Source organism: Verticiella alkaliphila (genome assembly GCF_018904615.1).
Lineage (GTDB): Bacteria > Pseudomonadota > Gammaproteobacteria > Burkholderiales > Burkholderiaceae_B > Verticiella > Verticiella alkaliphila.
On the sequence record NZ_JADCNH010000036.1, the window covers coordinates 25,589 to 42,476 of the forward strand.

14 protein-coding genes are annotated in these 16,888 nt (G+C 67.0%); 8 read left to right on the forward strand and 6 right to left on the reverse strand.

Annotation, left to right across the window (positions count from 1 at the left end):
* Positions 1-29 precede the first annotated feature (29 nt).
* The gene (locus tag IMZ29_RS18030) at positions 30-881 is read right to left on the reverse strand and encodes a prepilin peptidase (protein ID WP_216186667.1); all 852 of its coding nucleotides are present in this window, start codon (positions 879-881) and stop codon (positions 30-32) included.
* On the opposite strand from IMZ29_RS18030, the gene IMZ29_RS18035 reads away from it, so the two are divergent.
* Entirely contained in the window at positions 880-1,617 is a 738-nt protein-coding gene (locus IMZ29_RS18035; protein WP_216186669.1) for a copper resistance protein NlpE N-terminal domain-containing protein, read from the forward strand. The two genes, IMZ29_RS18030 and IMZ29_RS18035, sit on opposite strands and share 2 nt — an antisense overlap.
* A 145-nt stretch (positions 1,618-1,762) precedes the next feature.
* Here the strand turns inward: IMZ29_RS18035 and bktB are convergent, their stop codons facing one another.
* From bktB to IMZ29_RS18050, 3 genes are all read right to left on the reverse strand, one after another.
* Complete coding sequence (gene bktB, locus IMZ29_RS18040) at positions 1,763-2,947, reverse strand: beta-ketothiolase BktB (RefSeq protein WP_216186692.1); 1,185 nt, start codon at positions 2,945-2,947, stop codon at positions 1,763-1,765.
* A gap of 82 nt (positions 2,948-3,029) precedes the next feature.
* The gene (rsgA, locus tag IMZ29_RS18045) at positions 3,030-3,974 is read right to left on the reverse strand and encodes a ribosome small subunit-dependent GTPase A (protein ID WP_216186671.1); all 945 of its coding nucleotides are present in this window, start codon (positions 3,972-3,974) and stop codon (positions 3,030-3,032) included.
* Entirely contained in the window at positions 3,971-5,224 is a 1,254-nt protein-coding gene (locus IMZ29_RS18050; protein WP_216186673.1) for a M48 family metallopeptidase, read from the reverse strand. Before IMZ29_RS18050 ends, rsgA begins: the two co-directional genes overlap by 4 nt.
* A gap of 74 nt (positions 5,225-5,298) precedes the next feature.
* Between IMZ29_RS18050 and orn the strand changes: the two genes are divergently transcribed.
* The 5 genes from orn to IMZ29_RS18075 all read left to right on the forward strand — a co-directional run bounded on the left by orn (position 5,299) and on the right by IMZ29_RS18075 (position 12,410).
* Positions 5,299-5,844 (forward strand): oligoribonuclease, encoded by a 546-nt coding sequence (gene orn, locus IMZ29_RS18055; RefSeq protein ID WP_216186675.1) that lies wholly within the window; start codon positions 5,299-5,301, stop codon positions 5,842-5,844.
* Positions 5,845-6,594: 750 nt separating this feature from the next.
* Entirely contained in the window at positions 6,595-8,256 is a 1,662-nt protein-coding gene (boxC, locus tag IMZ29_RS18060) for a 2,3-epoxybenzoyl-CoA dihydrolase (protein WP_216186677.1), read from the forward strand.
* Between the two features lie 68 nt (positions 8,257-8,324).
* Positions 8,325-9,752: a benzoyl-CoA 2,3-epoxidase subunit BoxB gene (boxB, locus tag IMZ29_RS18065; RefSeq protein ID WP_216186679.1), complete on the forward strand. Its 1,428-nt coding sequence runs from the start codon at positions 8,325-8,327 to the stop codon at positions 9,750-9,752.
* A gap of 41 nt (positions 9,753-9,793) precedes the next feature.
* On the forward strand, positions 9,794-11,083 hold the full coding sequence (boxA, locus tag IMZ29_RS18070; RefSeq protein ID WP_216186681.1) for a benzoyl-CoA 2,3-epoxidase subunit BoxA: 1,290 nt from the start codon (positions 9,794-9,796) through the stop codon (positions 11,081-11,083).
* 46 nt (positions 11,084-11,129) lie between these two features.
* Positions 11,130-12,410, forward strand: coding sequence for a DUF4303 domain-containing protein (locus IMZ29_RS18075; protein WP_216186683.1), 1,281 nt, complete (start codon positions 11,130-11,132; stop codon positions 12,408-12,410).
* 64 nt (positions 12,411-12,474) lie between these two features.
* On the opposite strand, the gene IMZ29_RS18080 is transcribed toward IMZ29_RS18075, so the two are convergent.
* Positions 12,475-13,689: a M20 aminoacylase family protein gene (locus IMZ29_RS18080; protein ID WP_216186685.1), complete on the reverse strand. Its 1,215-nt coding sequence runs from the start codon at positions 13,687-13,689 to the stop codon at positions 12,475-12,477.
* Between the two features lie 7 nt (positions 13,690-13,696).
* Positions 13,697-14,680 carry a tripartite tricarboxylate transporter substrate binding protein gene (locus tag IMZ29_RS18085; protein WP_216186687.1) on the reverse strand — a complete coding sequence of 328 codons (984 nt, stop codon included), beginning with the start codon at positions 14,678-14,680 and terminating at the stop codon, positions 13,697-13,699.
* Between the two features lie 98 nt (positions 14,681-14,778).
* On the opposite strand from IMZ29_RS18085, the gene IMZ29_RS18090 reads away from it, so the two are divergent.
* Together IMZ29_RS18090 and IMZ29_RS18095 are read left to right on the forward strand one after the other, a co-directional pair.
* Positions 14,779-15,768, forward strand: a complete 990-nt coding sequence (locus tag IMZ29_RS18090; RefSeq protein ID WP_216186689.1) for a LysR family transcriptional regulator — start codon at positions 14,779-14,781, stop codon at positions 15,766-15,768.
* Positions 15,769-15,858: 90 nt separating this feature from the next.
* On the forward strand, positions 15,859-16,888 hold a 1,030-nt coding region (locus IMZ29_RS18095), incomplete at its 3' end, for an NYN domain-containing protein (RefSeq protein WP_253207238.1).

The following is a 16,888-nucleotide window of genomic DNA, read 5'->3' on the forward strand; positions in this document are numbered from 1 at the left end:
TAGGGCAGGGGCACGACGTCGGCGCGTGCTCAGCGCCACCATTGCATCATGTCGGACCAGAAGAGCGCGGCCAGGCCCGCGCCCGCGAGACACGGCCCGAACGGCAGGGGCTCGTCCTTGGCGAGCCGGCCAGCCAGGCGCATGCCCAGCCCTCCCGCCACGCCCACGAGCGAGGCAGCCAGGACCACACCCGGCAGATTCTGCCACCCCAGCCACGCGCCCATGGCAGCAAGCAGCTTCATGTCGCCCTGGCCCATGCCTTCCTTGCCGGTGGCCAATCGAAAGGCGGTGCCCACGACCCAGAGGGCCGCGTAGCCTGCTGCGGCGCCGGCGACGGCGTCCGTCACGCTGATCCAGCCCCAGGGCGTGAGGGTCAGCACGAGCCCCGCCCAAAGCAAGGGCTGGGTCAGCGAATCCGGCAGAAGCATCGTGTCCAGATCGATCGCAGCCAGCGTGAGCAGGGCCGCGCTGTAGCCCATGGCGGCGATGGCCGCCACGCCAACGCCGAAGGTGCTGGCACAGGCCACGAAGAGCCCGGCCGTGGCGAGCTCCAGCGCCGGGTACCGCCAGGCGATGGCCGCCTGACAATGCCGGCAGCGGGCGCGCAGCCACAGCCAGCTCAGGACAGGCACCAGATCGCGGGCTTGGAGGACTTCACCGCAATGCGGGCAATGCGAACGCGGGACGGCGAGATTGAAGGTGGCCCGCTCGGGTGGGTCGCCCCCTTGCAGGATCGTGCAGTCGTCGTGCCACTCCCGTTCCATCATCACGGGCAGGCGCGCCACCACCACATTGAGAAAGCTGCCCGTCAGGAGACCGAGCACGGCCGCGGTGCAGAGCCACACGGCCGGGATTTGCAGTATCGCAAGGTATGATTCCATGACGGAACAATACTATGGAGCCGAGGCTATGCCCGCGTCGCTGTGTCGATTCATTCCCGCCGCGAGGCATGTTGCGGGTCTTGCCCTACTGGCCGTGCTTGCCGGCTGCCAGCATTACGCCCCCAACAGTGCCCCGGATCGCGACAGCACCGAGGCGCAGACCCGCGCCGAGATGCAGCGCCTGCAGGAGCGCAGTGCCAACCGCACCATGGCGCCCTCGCAGATCCGCATCGCCACGGGTGGCATCACCCAGCCAGACGGCGCGCTGTGCCGTGACTGGCTGGACGCCTGCTGGGAGCGGGGCGCAGGCGTAGCCCCCGCGGCGGCGGGCACTCCCGGCCTCGCGCGTCTGCCCCGCCCGGACGGCGCGCAGACCTTTCGCGGCGTCCTGCCCTGCGACGACGTGGCCATGGGCTGCCGAGGCCAGCGCGTGACGCTCACCCTCTTCGAGAACGAGACCTTCCGTGGGCACGTGGTCTATCTGAACAACGACGGCAGCGAGAGCCAGCCAGCGGCCCTGCAAGGCTGCTGGGCCCGCGACGCGGGTGAAGGCCGCCGTCTGCAGCTCACCCTGGGTAATGGCGCCTCGCTGGGCCACTACCTGGCCGAATCGGTCAACACGCTGGTCGTGTTGCCGCCGGACGATCGCCCCGGGAATCTGCGCGTGACGCTCACGCGCCAGCCGGATGCGGAACTCATGGGTGGCATGCCGCCCGCGGGCCGCTGCCGCACGTGATCGCGCCGCGCTGACGGCACGTCGAAGAACAACGGGCCGCTTGCGCGGCCCGTTGGCGTTTCCCGGCTGGCTGGCGTTCACGGCAACCGGGCCCGCCGGCATCACACGCAGCGGGGCGTGGCCGGCGAATCCGGCGTCTCCAGGCTCAGACGCGCTCGAAGATCGCCGCGATGCCCTGGCCGCCACCGATGCACATCGTGACCAGCGCGTAGCGGCCCTGGATGCGCTGTAGCTCGTACAAGGCCTTCACGGTGATGACGGTGCCCGTGGCGCCGATCGGGTGGCCGATCGAGATGCCGCTGCCGTTCGGATTGACCTTGGCCGGGTCCAGGCCCAGTTCCTTCGTCACTGCGCATGCCTGGGCGGCGAAGGCTTCGTTGGCTTCGATCACGTCCAGGTCGGACGCCCGCAGGCCGGCCTTCTCCAGCACCTTGCGGGTCGCCGGCACCGGACCGATGCCCATCAGCGTGGGCTCAACGCCCGCGTGGGCGTAGGCGACCAGGCGCGCGAGCGGCTTGGCGCCGCGCTTCTCGGCCGTCTGGCCGTCCATCAGCAGCACGGCCGCCGCCCCATCGTTGAGCCCCGAGGCGTTGCCGGCCGTGACCGTGCCGTTCTCCTTGGCGAATGCCGGCTTGAGCTTGGCCAGGGCCTCGAGCGAGATGTCGGCACGCACGTGTTCGTCCGTGTCGAAGATCGTCTCGCCCTTGCGGCTCTTCAACGTGACCGGCACGATCTGCGAGGCGAAGTGGCCGGCGGCCTGGGCGGCTGCCGCGCGCTGGTGCGAGATGAGGGCCAGTTGATCCTGGTCGTCGCGACTGATGCCGAATTCGCGCGCCACGTTCTCGGCCGTCACGCCCATGTGGATGGCATGGAAGGGGTCGTGCAGGGCGCCCAGCATCATGTCCGTGAGCTTGGCGTCGCCCATGCGCGCACCCCAGCGGGTGTTGAGCGACACATAGGGGGCGCGGCTCATGCTCTCGGCGCCCCCGCCCACGGCGATGTCCGCATCGCCCAGTCGGATCGCCTGCGCGGCCGAGACGATGGCCTGCAGGCCCGAGCCGCACAGGCGGTTCACCGTCATCGCGGGTGCGTCCTTGGTGACGCCGGCCTCGAGCGCCGCCACGCGGGCGAGGTACATGTCGCGCGGTTCGGTCTGGATGACGTTGCCGAAGACGACGTGCTGTACCTCGTCACCGGTGACGCCGGCGCGCGCCAGCGTTTCCTTCACGACGAGCGCGCCCAGCTGGGTGGGCGACAAATCCTTCAGGCTGCCGCCGAAATCCCCGACCGCGGTGCGGCTGCCGGCCACTACGTATACGTCGCGCATGATGTTCTCCGTGATTGTCTGTCTTTGCCCGCGTCCGGCGCGGGCTGAGGCTGCCGGCGGACTGGCCGGCTGCAGTGGCGGGCGATCAGTAGCGCTCGCCCGCCAGGTTCTCCTGCACGATCCGCAGATACAGGGCGTGCCGCTCGGCAGGGATCTCCCCGGCGGCGACGGCGGCGAGGATGGCGCAGCCGGGCTCGTGTTCGTGGGTGCAGTTGTAGAAGCGGCACTCGCCCGCGAAGGGGGCGAATTCGGCAAAGCCGCGCGCCACCTCCTCGCGGGAAAGGTGTTGCAGACCAAAGCCCTGGAAACCCGGGGAATCGATCAGGTAGGCGGGTGCGCCATCGCGCTCGAGCGCCTGCGGCAGATGATACAGCCGCGTGCTCGTGGTGGTGTGCCGCCCCGCGCCCAGCGCCACCGAGTGCTCGCGCGTGGCGGCGTCCGCGCCCGGGACCAGCGCGTTGAGCAGCGTGGATTTGCCCATGGCGCTCTGGCCCAGCAGCAGGCTCGTCTGGCCGGCCAGCAGCGGCGCCAGGCGCTCGGGTGTCTCCGGGTCTCGCGCCGACAGTTCCAGGATGTCCGCGCCGGCCCCGGCCAGGCTCGCCGCGCGCAGTCGCGCACGGGGCAGCAGCTCGGTGCGATCCGCCTTGTTGAGCAGGATGGTGGTCGGAATCCCTGCACTCGTCGCAGCCACCAGGGCGCGCCCGGCGAGATCCAGCGAAAAGTCAGGCTCGGTGGCGACGACCAGCAACAGCCGATCGACGTTGGCCGCAAACTGCTTGCTGCGCTGCTGATCGCTGCGAAAGAGGAGGTTGCGCCGCGGCAGGATCGCCTCGATCGCGCCCTCGGCAGCGCCTTGCAGGCTCACGGTGACCTGGTCACCCACGGTAGCCTGAGCCCGCTTGCCGCGTGGATAGCACTGCCGCGTGCTGCCGTCCGGCAGCTGCACGCTGTAGTGTCGTCCGTGGGCCGATACCACCAGTCCCGTGAGCGTGCCGGCCGCGGCGGCCGGTGCCGGGCGTGACCGGCTCATGACGCGATCGCGGCGAGGCGGCCGATGCGGATGGCCGCGGGTGGGTGGCTGTCGTAGAACGCCGAGTGCCTGGGATCCGGCGTGAGCGTGGCTGCGTTGTCGTCATAGAGCTTGACGAGCGCCGACACCAGGCGCGCAGGATCCGTCTGGCTCGCCGCGAAGCGGTCCGCCTCGAATTCGTCGCGTCGGGAGAACCAGCTCGAGAATGGCGTGAAGAGGAAGGTGAAGACCGGCATCACCAGGAAGAAGAGAATGAGTGCAATGGCGTGGTTCGGGCCAGAGAGGCTGGGCTCGACACCCAGGCCCGTGTAGAACCACGGGCGTTGCACCAGCCAGCCGAGCAGCGCCAGAAAGCCGAGCGATACCGCAAAGCTCACCACGATGCGACGCACGATGTGCTTGTGCTTGAAGTGCCCCAGCTCGTGGGCGAGTACCGCCTCGATCTCGTCGCCGTTCAGGCGCGAGAGCAGCGTGTCGAAGAAGACGATGCGCTTGGCCTTGCCAAAGCCCGTGAAGTACGCGTTGCCATGCGCCGAGCGCTTGGAGCCATCCATCACGAAGAGCCCGTCCAGCGCAAAGCCGCAGCGACGGGCGAGCGCGCCGATACGCTCGGCCAGATCCGCATCCGCGAGCGGGGTGAACTTGTTGAAGAGGGGGGCGATCACCGTGGGAAAGAGCCAGAGCACCGCCAGGTTGAAGAGCGCCCACACGGCCCACGCCCACAGCCACCACAGCTCGCCCGCGCTCTGCATGAGCCAGAGGATCACCGCCACCAGCGGCAAGCCGAGCACCGCGCCCACGACGATGCCCTTGACCATGTCCGCCACGAACAGCCTGGGCGTCATGCGATTGAAACCGAAGCGCGCCTCCAGGCCGAACTGGCGATACAGCGTGAAAGGCAGTCCGACGAGGCCCAGCACGATCACGACGGCAGCGACCAGGACGATCTGCTGCACGAGTGCGCCGCCGGGCAGGCCGGCACTGGCCACGGACAGCCACTGCAGCCCGCCCATGAGGGTGAGACCGATCAGCACGGCGGCGTCCACGACCGTCTCGATCATGCCCAGGCGGGCACGGGCCACGGTGTAGTCAGCCGCGCGCTGATGGCTGCGCAGGCTGATGCGGTGGGCGAAGACGTCGGGGACGGCGTCGCGGTGCTGGGCCACGTGGCGGATCTGTCGCGAGGACAGCCACAGGCGCACCAGCACGCCTACCGTCAGGACAGCGACGAACAACAAAGTGAATGCCATGAACGCTCGACTGGGAAACCGGCGGCGGTGTGCGAAAATCCGCGCTTTCACCCGCACGTCCGGAGTTCGATTATATGGTCCTCAACGAAAACCATCTGGTGTGGCTGGACATGGAAATGACCGGTCTGGACCCGGAGCGCGAACGCATCATCGAAGTCGCCGTCGTGGTCACCAACCCGCAGCTGGAAACGGTGGCCGAAGGCCCTGTGCTCGTCGTGCACCAGTCCGACGCGCTGCTCGACGCCATGGACAACTGGAACAAGTCCACGCACGCCAAGAGCGGCCTGATCGAGAAGGTCCGCGCGTCTACCGTGTCCGAGGCCGACGCCGAGGCGCAGCTGGTGGACTTCCTGCGCCAGTACGTGCCAGCAGGCAAGTCACCGCTGTGCGGCAACACGATCGGCCAGGATCGGCGCTTCATGGTGAAGTACATGCCGCAGCTCGAAGCCTTCTTCCACTACCGGAACCTGGACGTGAGCACGCTGAAGGAACTGTGTCGGCGCTGGAAGCCGGAGATCTACAAGAACTTCACGAAGCAGTCCAAGCACGAGGCGCTGTCGGACATCTACGACTCCATCGAGGAGTTGAAGTATTACCGGGAGCATTTCCTCAAGGTGTGAGGGGAGGCGTTTGAGTTCTTGAGGCGCCGCTGGCGCGGCGGTCGGGGACGGGGCCGGTCGCGCGGCCGGGCCTTCACGGCCCGGCTTCCCTTCGCGGTCAGGGTCTGGCCGGGCGGTCGGCGAACTCGGAGGGTGGACAGTCCCCCGGACTGTCCACACCCGCCTCCTCAGACATCGCCGCCCTTGCCTCCCGTCACGACACCCTGCGCTCGGCGCGCTCCAACGGCCCCGCCCAGCGCACCCGCCCCGACGGCGCTTTCAGTGCGGATCCCAGCCTCTGTTTCTTGTCCCCAAATTTCATGTTGTAGGCCGGAACGATCTCTCGCCTTTCATCGACGGAGGCCTCGTGCAGGGTCGCGGCCGTGGGGCCGTCGGAGTGCGCCGAGCGCAGGGTGTCAGGACGGGAGGCAAGGATGGCGATGTTTGAGGAGGCGGGTGTGGACAGTCCAGTGGACTGTCCACCCTCCGAGTTCGCCATCCGCCCGTCCTGATACCCGGAGCGAGAGGGTAGCCGGGCCGTCCAGGCCCGGCCGCACGACCGGCCCCACGGCCGCGACCCTGCGTGAGGCCGTACTTAAAAACACAGATGTCATCGCTGCAAGGTGCGAGTACCCCCCGCCTTACACCCAGTGCATAGGGTAATTCCCAACTACCCAACCTTGACGCACTATCCTGCATGCAGTATCGTTCACTTAATCCACCGCAGCATGCATTACGATTCATGTTCGGCCAACCAGGAGCCCGACACCCATGACCGATACTCAAGACCGCGTCGATTACCAGACCGACCCCTCCCGCTACAAGCACTGGAAGCTCGCCTTCAACGGTCCGGTGGCGACCTTGACGATGGACGTGGCCGAAGACGGTGGCCTGCGCCCCGGCTACAAGCTCAAGCTCAATTCGTACGATCTGGGCGTGGACATCGAACTGCACGATGCGCTGAATCGTGTGCGCTTCGAGCACCCGGAAGTGCGCACGGTCGTCATGACGAGCGGCAAGGACCGGATCTTCTGTTCGGGCGCCAACATCTTCATGCTGGGCCTCTCCTCGCATGCCTGGAAGGTCAACTTCTGCAAGTTCACCAACGAAACCCGTAACGGCATCGAAGATTCCAGCCGCCACAGCGGCTTGAAGTTCGTGGCGGCGCTGAACGGCGCTTGCGCCGGTGGCGGCTATGAGCTCGCGCTGGCCTGCGACGACATCGTGCTGGTGGACGATCGCTCCTCGGCCGTGTCGCTGCCGGAAGTGCCGCTGCTGGGCGTGCTGCCCGGGACGGGCGGCCTGACCCGCGTCACGGACAAGCGTCACGTGCGTCACGACCTCGCGGACATCTTCTGCACGACCACCGAAGGTGTGCGTGGCCAGCGTGCCGTGGACTGGCGCCTGGTGGACGTGGCCGTCAAGCCCGCGCAGTTCCAGCAAACGGTGCAGGAGCGCGCTGAAGCCCACGCGGCCAAGAGCGATCGCCCGGCCGACGGCAAGGGCGTGCAGCTGCCGCCCGTGGCGCGCACCATCGAAGCCGACGCACTGCGTTATCCCTTCGTCGAGGTCGTGATCGACCGCGCGCAACGCACCGCGCGTTTCATCGTCAAGGCGCCGCAGGGTCAGCAGCCCACCGATATCGCCGGTATCGAAGCCGCAGGCGCGGCCTGGTGGCCGCTGCAGATGGCGCGTGAGCTCGATGACGCCATCCTTGAGATGCGCACCAACGAACCGGAGATCGGCACCTGGCTGCTGACGACGCAAGGGGATCCGCAGGCCGTGCTGGCCGTGGACGCCACGCTGCGCGAGCATGCCAACCACTGGCTGGTGCGTGAGACCTCGGGTCTGCTGCGTCGCACACTGTCGCGCCTGGACGTGTCCTCGCGCACGCTCTTCGCGCTGATCGAGCCCGGCTCTTGCTTTGCCGGTACGCTGGCCGAGCTGGCCTTTGCCGCCGATCGCGCTTACATGGCCATCCTGCCGGATTCGCCCGAAACGCAGCCGCAGCTGGCGCTGGCTGAAGCGAACTTCGGTGCCTATCCGATGGCCAACGGCCAGTCGCGTCTGGCTCGTCGCTTCTACGAAGAAGCCGCGCCCCTGGACGCTGCCCGCGCTGCCATCGGCGAGCCGCTGGATGGCGACGCGGCGGCCAAGCTGGGCCTCGTGACCGCGGCATTGGACGATATCGACTGGGCCGACGAGATCCGTCTGGCCATCGAAGAGCGTGCCGCGATGTCGCCGGATTCGCTCACTGGCCTGGAAGCCAACCTGCGCTTTGCTTCCAAGGAAACCATGGAAACCCGGATCTTCGGGCGCCTCACTGCCTGGCAGAACTGGATCTTCCAACGCCCGAACGCGGTGGGCGAGAAGGGCGCGCTCAAGGTCTACGGCAAGGGCGAGAAAGCCGGCTTCGACTGGAACCGCGTGTGATTCTCCGGCGGCGCTCGAGCGCCGCCGTGCATACCTCATCAATGATGTATCGATAGCGGAGGACGACCATGTCCAGCATCAATTACAGCGAAAAGATCCCCAACAACGTCAACCTCGCCGAAGACCGCACGCTGCAGCGCGCGCTCGAACAGTGGCAGCCCAACTTTCTCAGCTGGTGGGGCGACGTGGGCCCGGAAGGTTCCAACAATTTCGACGTCTATCTCCGCACCGCGATCAGCGTGGATCCGCAGGGCTGGGCGCAGTTCGGCCACGTGAAGATGCCGGACTACCGCTGGGGCATCTTCCTGAACCCCAAGGAAGAAGGTCGCAAGATCCACTTCGGTGATCACCAGGGCGAAGCCGCCTGGCAGGACATCCCCGGCGAGCACCGGGCCAACCTGCGCCGCATCATCGTGACCCAGGGCGATACAGAGCCTGCGTCCGTCGAGCAGCAGCGCCACCTGGGCCTGACCGCGCCCTCCATGTATGACCTGCGTAACCTCTTCCAGGTGAACGTGGAAGAAGGCCGTCACCTGTGGGCCATGGTCTATCTGCTGCATCGCTACTTCGGCCGTGATGGCCGCGAGGAAGCCGAGGCCCTGCTCGAGCGCCGTTCCGGTGACGAGGACAATCCGCGCATCCTGGGTGCGTTCAACGAGAAGACGCCGGACTGGCTGGCCTTCTTCATGTTCACGTACTTCACGGACCGCGACGGCAAATTCCAGTTGAGCGCGCTGGCCGAGTCCGGCTTCGATCCGCTCGCCCGCACGACCAAGTTCATGCTGACCGAAGAAGCGCACCACATGTTCGTGGGTGAGTCCGGCGTGTCGCGCGTGATCCAGCGTACGTGTGACGTCATGAACCAGCTGAAGACGGACAATCCGGAGACGCTGCGTTCGGCTGGTGTGATCGATCTGCCCACGATCCAGCGCTACCTGAACTTCCACTACAGCGTCACGATCGACCTCTTCGGTGCGGACGAGTCCTCCAACGCCGCCATCTTCTACAGCTCGGGCCTGAAAGGTCGCTACGAAGAAGGCAAGCGCGTGGACGATCACCGCCTGAAGTCCGACGCGTACAAGGTGCTGGAAGTGCGCAACGGCAAGCTCGTGGAGAAGGAAGTCCCGATGCTCAACGCGCTGAACGAAGTGCTGCGCGATGACTACATCAAGGATTCGGTCTCGGGCGTGCAGCGCTGGAACCGCGTCATCGAGAAGGCCGGCATTCCGTTCAAGCTGTCGGTGCCGCACAAGGCGTTCAACCGCCAGATCGGGACGCTGTCGGGCGTGCGCGTCGCGCCGGACGGCACGGTGATCTCCGAAGAGCAATGGAAGGCCCACAAGGACACCTGGCTCGCCACGGACGAGGACCGCGCTTTCGTCGCCTCGCTGATGGGCCGCGTGGTGGAGCCGGGCAAGTTCGCCAACTGGATCGCGCCCCCCGTCATGGGGATCAACCGCCAGCCGGTGGATTTCGAATACATTCGCTTCAACTGAGAAGCCAAGGGCCCGCGCACGCGGGCCCCGGAGGGAACGTCATGGACATGTCGACGCCAATGGGCACCATCAAGCAGCACGTGATCGACCCGGAGATCTGCATTCGCTGCAATACCTGCGAATCGGTCTGCCCGATCGACGCGGTCACGCACGATGATCGCAACTACGTCGTCAAGGCTGACGTCTGTAACGGGTGCATGGCCTGTGTGCCGCCGTGCCCCACGGGAGCCATCGACAATTGGCGCATCGTGCCCAAGGCCCTGGCCTATCCCGTCGAGGAACAGCTGACCTGGGACGAGCTGCCTCCGGAACTCACCCCGGAGCAGCTGGCGGCCGAGGGTGTGGCCGGCGCGGATGTGGATGCCGCTCAGGTCATGGCCGAGGAAGCCGTGGAAGCGGCCGCCGCGAGCTCGCTGACCGAGGAGCCGCGCCTGGATGCGGCCACCTATGGCTCGACAGTGCCGCCATGGTCCGCCGCGCATGCTTACACGAATCTCTACGGCCCGAAATCGCCCACCACGGCCACCGTGGTCGGCAACTACCAGGTCAACGAGCCGGGCACCGAGAACGAAACGCACCACATCGTGCTGGATTTCGGCAAGCTGCCGTTCCCGGTGCTGGAGGGTCAGTCGGTAGCTATCGTGCCGCCAGGCGTGGATGCGCGTGGAAAAGCGCATCATGCGCGGCAGTACTCGATCGCCAGCCCGCGCAATGGCGAGCGGCCAGGCTACAACAACCTGTCGCTCACCGTGAAGCGGGTCAAGGCCAACCACGACGACAACCCCGTCGATGGCGTCTGTTCGAACTACCTCTGCAATCTGAAGGTGGGTGACACCGTCCAGGTGGTCGGGCCCTTCGGCAATTCCTTCCTGATGCCGAATCATCCGAAGTCCAACATCGTGATGATCTGCACGGGCACGGGTAGCGCGCCCATGCGCGGCATGACGGAGTGGCGTCGCCGCCTGCGGGCGAGCGGCAAGTTCGAGGGCGGCAAGCTCATGCTGTTCTTCGGTGCCCGCACCAAGGAAGAGCTGCCGTACTTTGGTCCGCTTTCGAAGCTGCCGAAGGATTTCATCGACATCAATCTCGCTTTCTCGCGCACGCCGGGCCAGCCCAAGCGCTACGTGCAGGATCTGATGCGCGAGCGCGCCGTGGATCTTGTGGAGATGTTGAAGGACGAGCACACGCACTTCTATGTGTGCGGCCTGAAGAGCATGGAAGAGGGCGTGCTGATCGCCTTGCGTGACGTGGCGCGCGATGCCGGCCTGGATTGGCACAGCCTGGGCGAATCGCTCAAGCGCGAAGGTCGTCTGCACCTGGAGACGTACTGATCCCTGCCTTCTACAATGTCGGGCTCCTCTCTTTCCTGGACACGACATGGATTGGCAGACCTTGGAAACGCGCCTGGTCGACGTGGCCAGCGCGTTCCTGGATGACGTGCTCGCCAAGAGCCGGCATCCGCTCTACGCCGCCGCATTTCACAGCAGTTACCGCGAGGAAGCCGGCGTGATCGATCTGCCAAGCTTCGCGGCGAACACGCTCGAGGCCTTGCGGGCGGACCATCCCGAGGATTGGGAGAAGCCGGGTTTCTGGACCGTGAAGTGGCGCCCGGTGGACTGGCGCTGGGACGACACGCTGACGGACGACGACGCGCTGCAGGCACTCAATGATGCGCTGAACAAGGCCGCCATCGCCACGAAGACGCGGGCGCAATGGCAGGCGGTGGAGCAGCGCTTCCTGCAGACGGTGACGGCGGCGGCTCGGCAGGTACACGAGCGATTCGCCAGGCACCCCAAGGTGCGCGACGACTTCGTCGTGATCTTCAGCGATGACGACGGCGGCGCGGAGCTGGCCGGCGCCAGCATGAGCCCCGAGCTCTTCAAGCACCACTTTCCCGAGCAGGCCGAGGCGGCCGCACTGCGCACGCGGCTGGCTGGTCTGCCCTTGGCAGAGCAAGCCGCGTACTACGCCGGTCGCCTGGACAGTGACGATTCGGAAACCATCGATGGGGAAGAGGCCGAGCGCTGGCTGATTGCCCACGGTGAAGCCGCCGCCCCTCTGATGATCACTCGCCTGGCTGACCCCGAGAAGGCCTGGGACGCCGCGTTGGTGCTCGGTCTGTCGGGCTGCGCGAGCGACGAGGTGCTGGCCGCGTTGCGCAAGGCGATGCTGGACACGGCCTATCCCGAAGACGCGCGCAACTGGGCAGCCAGCGCGCTCGGCCATCTGCGCGATCACGACTGGCTGTTGTCTCAGGCGGATGATGCGGCGCTGCTGCCATTCGTCATTCAGGGCTGCACCGCGCCTTTCTCAGGCTTTCGCGACCGCGCCGCGCAGCCGGCACCGCTAGACTACCGCCCACTGGAGCGCCTGCTGCAGTCGCATCCGGCAGCGTTGAAGCCCGTGGGCGAGGCCATGAAGCCCGGCACGGGCACTTGCGAAATCACGCCGGGCGAGGTGGCCGAAGCCCTGCGCGGCCTGCAATCTCCCCACGCGCCCGTGCGCTGGCACGCCGCCATCGTGCTGGGCGAGCCGTATCTGGGCGACGACGCCATCGCGCTGGCCAGGCCGGCCTTGAAGGCGGCATCGTTGAAGGATACGAACGGCAAGGTCGCCAAGATGGCGAAGGCGTCGTTGGCGCGCCTGGAGCAAGGCTGAGCGGCCAGGTTCGCACAGGGGCGCACCGCCATCCCGCGGACGGACGGTGCGCCCCGAACTGCGCTCAGGGCTGCGCAAGAAAGCGCTGGGCGAGCTGCACGAAGTACGCGGCACCGTCCGGGATCACGGCATCGTTGAAGTCGTAGGACGGGTTGTGCAGCAGGCAGGGGCCCGCGCCGTGGCCGGAGGCCCGGTGCGTGCCGTCGCCGATACCCAGCATCACGTAGCAGCCAGGCCTGGCCTCCAGCATGAAGGAGAAATCCTCCGAGCCCATCAGGCGCGCGATGTTCCCGTGCACACGCGCCTCGCCCACGGTGTCGCGCAGCACGTCCAACGCGAACGCCGTCTGACCCGGGTCGTTGACCAGACACGGATAGCAACGCTCGAAGGTGAGCGTGGCCTCGCAGCCGAAGGTGGCGCCCGCGCCCGCGACGATCTCGTTCATGCGGCGCTCGATCATGTCCAGCGTGCCAGCCTCGTGGGTGCGCACGGTGCCGCCCAGCCAGGCCTGCTCCGGGATCACGTTGACTGCCGCGCCGCCATGGATCTGTGTGACGGACAGCACGGCGGCGTCCTGCGGCTCGCGGTTACGCGAGATCACCGATTGCAGCGCGAGCAGGATGTGGCTTGCGCACACGAGCGGATCGATGCTCAGTTCGGGCTGCGATGCGTGCGCGCCCTTGCCGGTGACGTCGATGCGAAAGCGGTTGGATGAGCCCATGAAGGGCCCGGCGCGCACGCCGAACTCGCCAGCGGGCAGATCCGGCCAGTTGTGCAGACCGAACACCGCATCGCAGGGGAAGCGGGTGAAAAGGCCGTCCTCGATCATGGCGCGTGCACCCGCCTGGCCGCCTTCCTCGGCAGGCTGGAAGATGCAGTGGATGGTGCCGTCGAACTCGGCGTGGTGCGAGAGATACCATGCCGCAGCCAGCAGGATGGCCGTATGGCCATCGTGTCCGCACGCGTGCATCCGCCCGGCATGCCGGGAACGATGCGCGAAGGTGTTGACCTCGTCCATCGCGAGCGCGTCCATGTCGGCGCGCAGGCCGATGCTGCGCGTGCCGGCCCCCTTGGAGAGGGTGCCGACGACGCCCGTGCCGCCGATGCCGGTCGTCACCGTCCAGCCCCAGGCGCGCAGCTCCTCGGCCACGCGGGCGGCCGTGCGGTGTTCCTCGAATGCGATCTCGGGGTGGGCGTGGATGTCGCGCCGGATCTCCACGAAGCGAGGGTCCGCGGCGATGGCGCCGAGGATGGCGGAAGTGGGCGTCGAGGTCGTCATGCCAGTCCTAGGGTTGCAGTTGCAGGTTGAGGGCGCGCAGGCCGGCGACATCGGTGTCGATGCGCTCGGCAAAGCTCGCGCGATCGGGGGTCGTCACGGTCTCCATGCCCATGGACAGCACGCGCTTGCGGGCTTCGTCGCTGGCGAGCACTTGCGCGAAGGCGTCGCGCACGCGGTCCAGACGCTCCTGCGGGACGCCCTGCGGCGCGAGGATGCCGATCCAGCCCGGCATGTCGAAGTCCTTGACGGACTTGCCTTCGTTGACGGTCGGCATGTCGGGATATTCCGTCATGCGCTTGCTGCTCACCACGCCCAGCGATTTGAGGCGGCCCTGCTGCACGTGGGGCAGGGCGGTGGGCGGGGCCATCACCGCGATGTCGATCTGGCCGCCGAGCAAGTCGTTGATGAGGGGTGCCGCGCCTTTGTAGGGCACGTGCAGCATCTTGGTGTCGGTGCGCCGCTGCAGTTCCTCGACGATGACGTGCTGGAAGGTGCCGTGGCCCGGGCTGCCATAGCTCAGGCTGTCCGGGGCCTTGCGCAGTGCGTCGACCAGCTCGTCGAAGGTGTTCGCCGGCAGGCCTGGGCGCGCCACCAGGACGACCGGCGAGATCGCCACCAGGGTGATGGGCTCCAGGTCGCTCGTGCGGTAACGCAGGCCGGTGTTGAGCGTGGGCTGCATCACGATGTCGTTGATGCTGCCTGCCAGCAGCGTGTAGCCGTCCGGCGTGGCTTGGGCGACCTTGGCTGCTCCGATGGCCCCACCCGCACCACCGGCGTTCTCGATGAGGACGTTCTGTCCGAGCTTCGCGCCAATCGCGGGCGACAGGCCGCGCAGCAGGGCATCGATCGAGCCGCCCGCCGGGAATGGCACCACGATCGTGATGGGCCGCTCGGGAAAGGCGGCCTGAGCAGCCTGGGCAGCGGGCGTGAGACCCAGGCCGGCGCCGAGAGCGACGGCCAGCACCGCGGCGCGGCGAAGAGAGGTGAACATGGGACGGGACTCCGGCGGAAGGTCGGGCAGGAAAGATCGTATTGAGCGCCCAAAAGGTATGATCGAATAGTGAAATATTTGGCTGACCTATTCCAATCATGAATCTCAGTGAGCGTGCCGAATTGCACACGCGCACGCCGGCGGCGACTCTCTACAACCGTCTGCTCGCCCGCACGCGGCTACGGCAGCTGCAGGTGATCGTGCTGGTGGCTGAACTCGGCAGCGTGCATCACGCCGCGGCGGCAGCCGGGCTCACGCAGTCGGCAGCCACGAAGATGATTGCTGAAGTGGAGCGGGTGGCCGGCGTGGCCTTGTTCGAGCGGCATGCGCGCGGGATGCGGCTCACGTTTGCGGGTGCCGATGTGCTCCCGTTACTGCGCCGCATGCTGCACCTGGTCACCGGGTGCGCGGAATCGCTCGCCGCGGTGGGTGCCGGCATGGACGGCACGGTGCGTGTGGGTGCCATCACCGCTGGCGTGACCGGTCTGCTCAACCCGGCATTGCCGGCGTTCTTCGACAGCCAGCCGCAGGTGCATCTGGAATTGCTCGAAGATGCCTTGCCGGTGTTGCTGGCGCGCTATGCCGACGGCGAGCTCGACGTGCTCGTGGTGCGCGAGCCCGGCATGATCGCACCGGATTCGCAGTTCCAGCCGCTGCTCGCGGATCATTATGTGGTGGCAGGCGCGTGCGGGCATCCGCTGGCGGGCATGCGCGACGTCCAGGCGGCAGACATGCTGGACTATCCCTGGCTCACGGCGCCGCTGGACAGCCAGAGCCACCTGGCGTTCGAGGCGCTGTTCGCGGGGTGTCAACGTCTGCCGCCGCGTCAGTCCTTCAGTACGCGCTCGCTCGTGGCCATCGTGCATTATCTGCGCGAGAGCGATGCCTTGATGGTCGGGCCCTTGAGCCTCCTGAATGGTCTCATCGACAACGGCACGCTCGTGTGCCTGGACCACAAGCCTGCGCATCCACTGGCGGCGATGGGGCTGCTGCACCGATGGATGCCGCGCAATCGCGGCGTTGCGGCCTTCTGCGATCATCTGTTGCGAACGAGTCTTCACGGGGCGGATACGGCGTCGCCGCGCTGATCAAGCGCCGTATCGGCGATACTTACGATTCGGCCGCATCCTGCGGCCGGTGTCGAGCGGCTCTGCCGCGCGGCGCAAACGGAGAATTCCATGGCAATACCCCAGGAAAGCGTCAGCATGGCGCTGTTCTGCGATTTCGAGAACGTCGCGCTCGGTGTGCGTGACGCCAACTACGAAAAGTTCGACATCAAGCGTGTGCTGGAGCGCCTGCTGCTCAAGGGCAGCATCGTCGTGAAGAAGGCCTACTGCGACTGGGGCCGGTACAAGGACTACAAGGCCACGATGCACGAGGCGAGCTTCGAGCTCATCGACATCCCGCACGTGCGCCAGTCCGGCAAGAATTCAGCCGACATCCGGCTCGTGGTCGACGCGCTCGATCTCTGCTACACCAAGAGTCACGTCGACACTTTCGTCATCATCAGCGGCGACTCGGATTTCTCGCCGCTGGTGTCGAAGCTGCGTGAGAACAACAAGCAGGTGATCGGCGTAGGCGTGAAGCAGTCCACCTCGGACCTGCTGATCACCAACTGCGACGAATTCATCTTCTACGACGATCTCGTGCGGGAGAGCCAGCGCGCGGCCGCTCGTCGCGAGCAGCGGGCACCGCAGTCGGCGCCCGCCCAGGGCCAGAATGCGCGCCGCAGCGAGGACGACAAGCGCCGCAAGGACGATGTCGAGACGCGCCGCGCCAAGGCCATCGACTTGGCCGTCGAGACCTTCGACGCGCTGTCCACCGAACGCGGCGATGGCGGCAAGATCTGGGCCTCGATGCTCAAGGAAGCCATCAAGCGCCGCCGGCCGGATTTCAACGAGTCGTACTTCGGCTTCCGGGCCTTCGGCAATCTGCTCGAAGCGGCGCAGGAGCGCGGTCTGCTCGCCTTCGATCGCGACGAGAAATCCGGCACCTACGTGTATCGCCCGCACGGCGGCACCGAACTGCTGGAAGAGCCCGAGGCCCAACGCGAAACGCCCGTCGAGCGTGACGCGGCGGATGCTGCCGCGCCTGCGCCCGTGGCCGATGTCGAAGACACGGGACGCCGCGGTCGCGGTGGCCGTCGTGGTCGTGGCCAGGGCCGGGAAGACCGCGCGCGCGAGCCCGTGGTCCAGCCCCAGCCGGACG

Excerpts from the sequence above, each read along its gene's own strand:
- IMZ29_RS18090 (WP_216186689.1), top strand. The coding sequence starts at position 14,779 with ATGAATCTCAGTGAGCGTGCCGAATTGCACACGCGCACGCCGGCGGCG.
- IMZ29_RS18035 (WP_216186669.1), top strand. The coding sequence starts at position 880 with ATGACGGAACAATACTATGGAGCCGAGGCTATGCCCGCGTCGCTGTGT.
- IMZ29_RS18075 (WP_216186683.1), top strand. The coding sequence starts at position 11,130 with ATGGATTGGCAGACCTTGGAAACGCGCCTGGTCGACGTGGCCAGCGCG.
- IMZ29_RS18080 (WP_216186685.1), bottom strand. The coding sequence starts at position 13,689 with ATGACGACCTCGACGCCCACTTCCGCCATCCTCGGCGCCATCGCCGCG.
- boxB (WP_216186679.1), top strand. The coding sequence starts at position 8,325 with ATGTCCAGCATCAATTACAGCGAAAAGATCCCCAACAACGTCAACCTC.
- IMZ29_RS18030 (WP_216186667.1), bottom strand. The coding sequence starts at position 881 with ATGGAATCATACCTTGCGATACTGCAAATCCCGGCCGTGTGGCTCTGC.
- IMZ29_RS18050 (WP_216186673.1), bottom strand. The coding sequence starts at position 5,224 with ATGGCATTCACTTTGTTGTTCGTCGCTGTCCTGACGGTAGGCGTGCTG.
- orn (WP_216186675.1), top strand. The coding sequence starts at position 5,299 with ATGGTCCTCAACGAAAACCATCTGGTGTGGCTGGACATGGAAATGACC.
- boxC (WP_216186677.1), top strand. The coding sequence starts at position 6,595 with ATGACCGATACTCAAGACCGCGTCGATTACCAGACCGACCCCTCCCGC.
- IMZ29_RS18085 (WP_216186687.1), bottom strand. The coding sequence starts at position 14,680 with ATGTTCACCTCTCTTCGCCGCGCCGCGGTGCTGGCCGTCGCTCTCGGC.
- rsgA (WP_216186671.1), bottom strand. The coding sequence starts at position 3,974 with ATGAGCCGGTCACGCCCGGCACCGGCCGCCGCGGCCGGCACGCTCACG.
- boxA (WP_216186681.1), top strand. The coding sequence starts at position 9,794 with ATGGACATGTCGACGCCAATGGGCACCATCAAGCAGCACGTGATCGAC.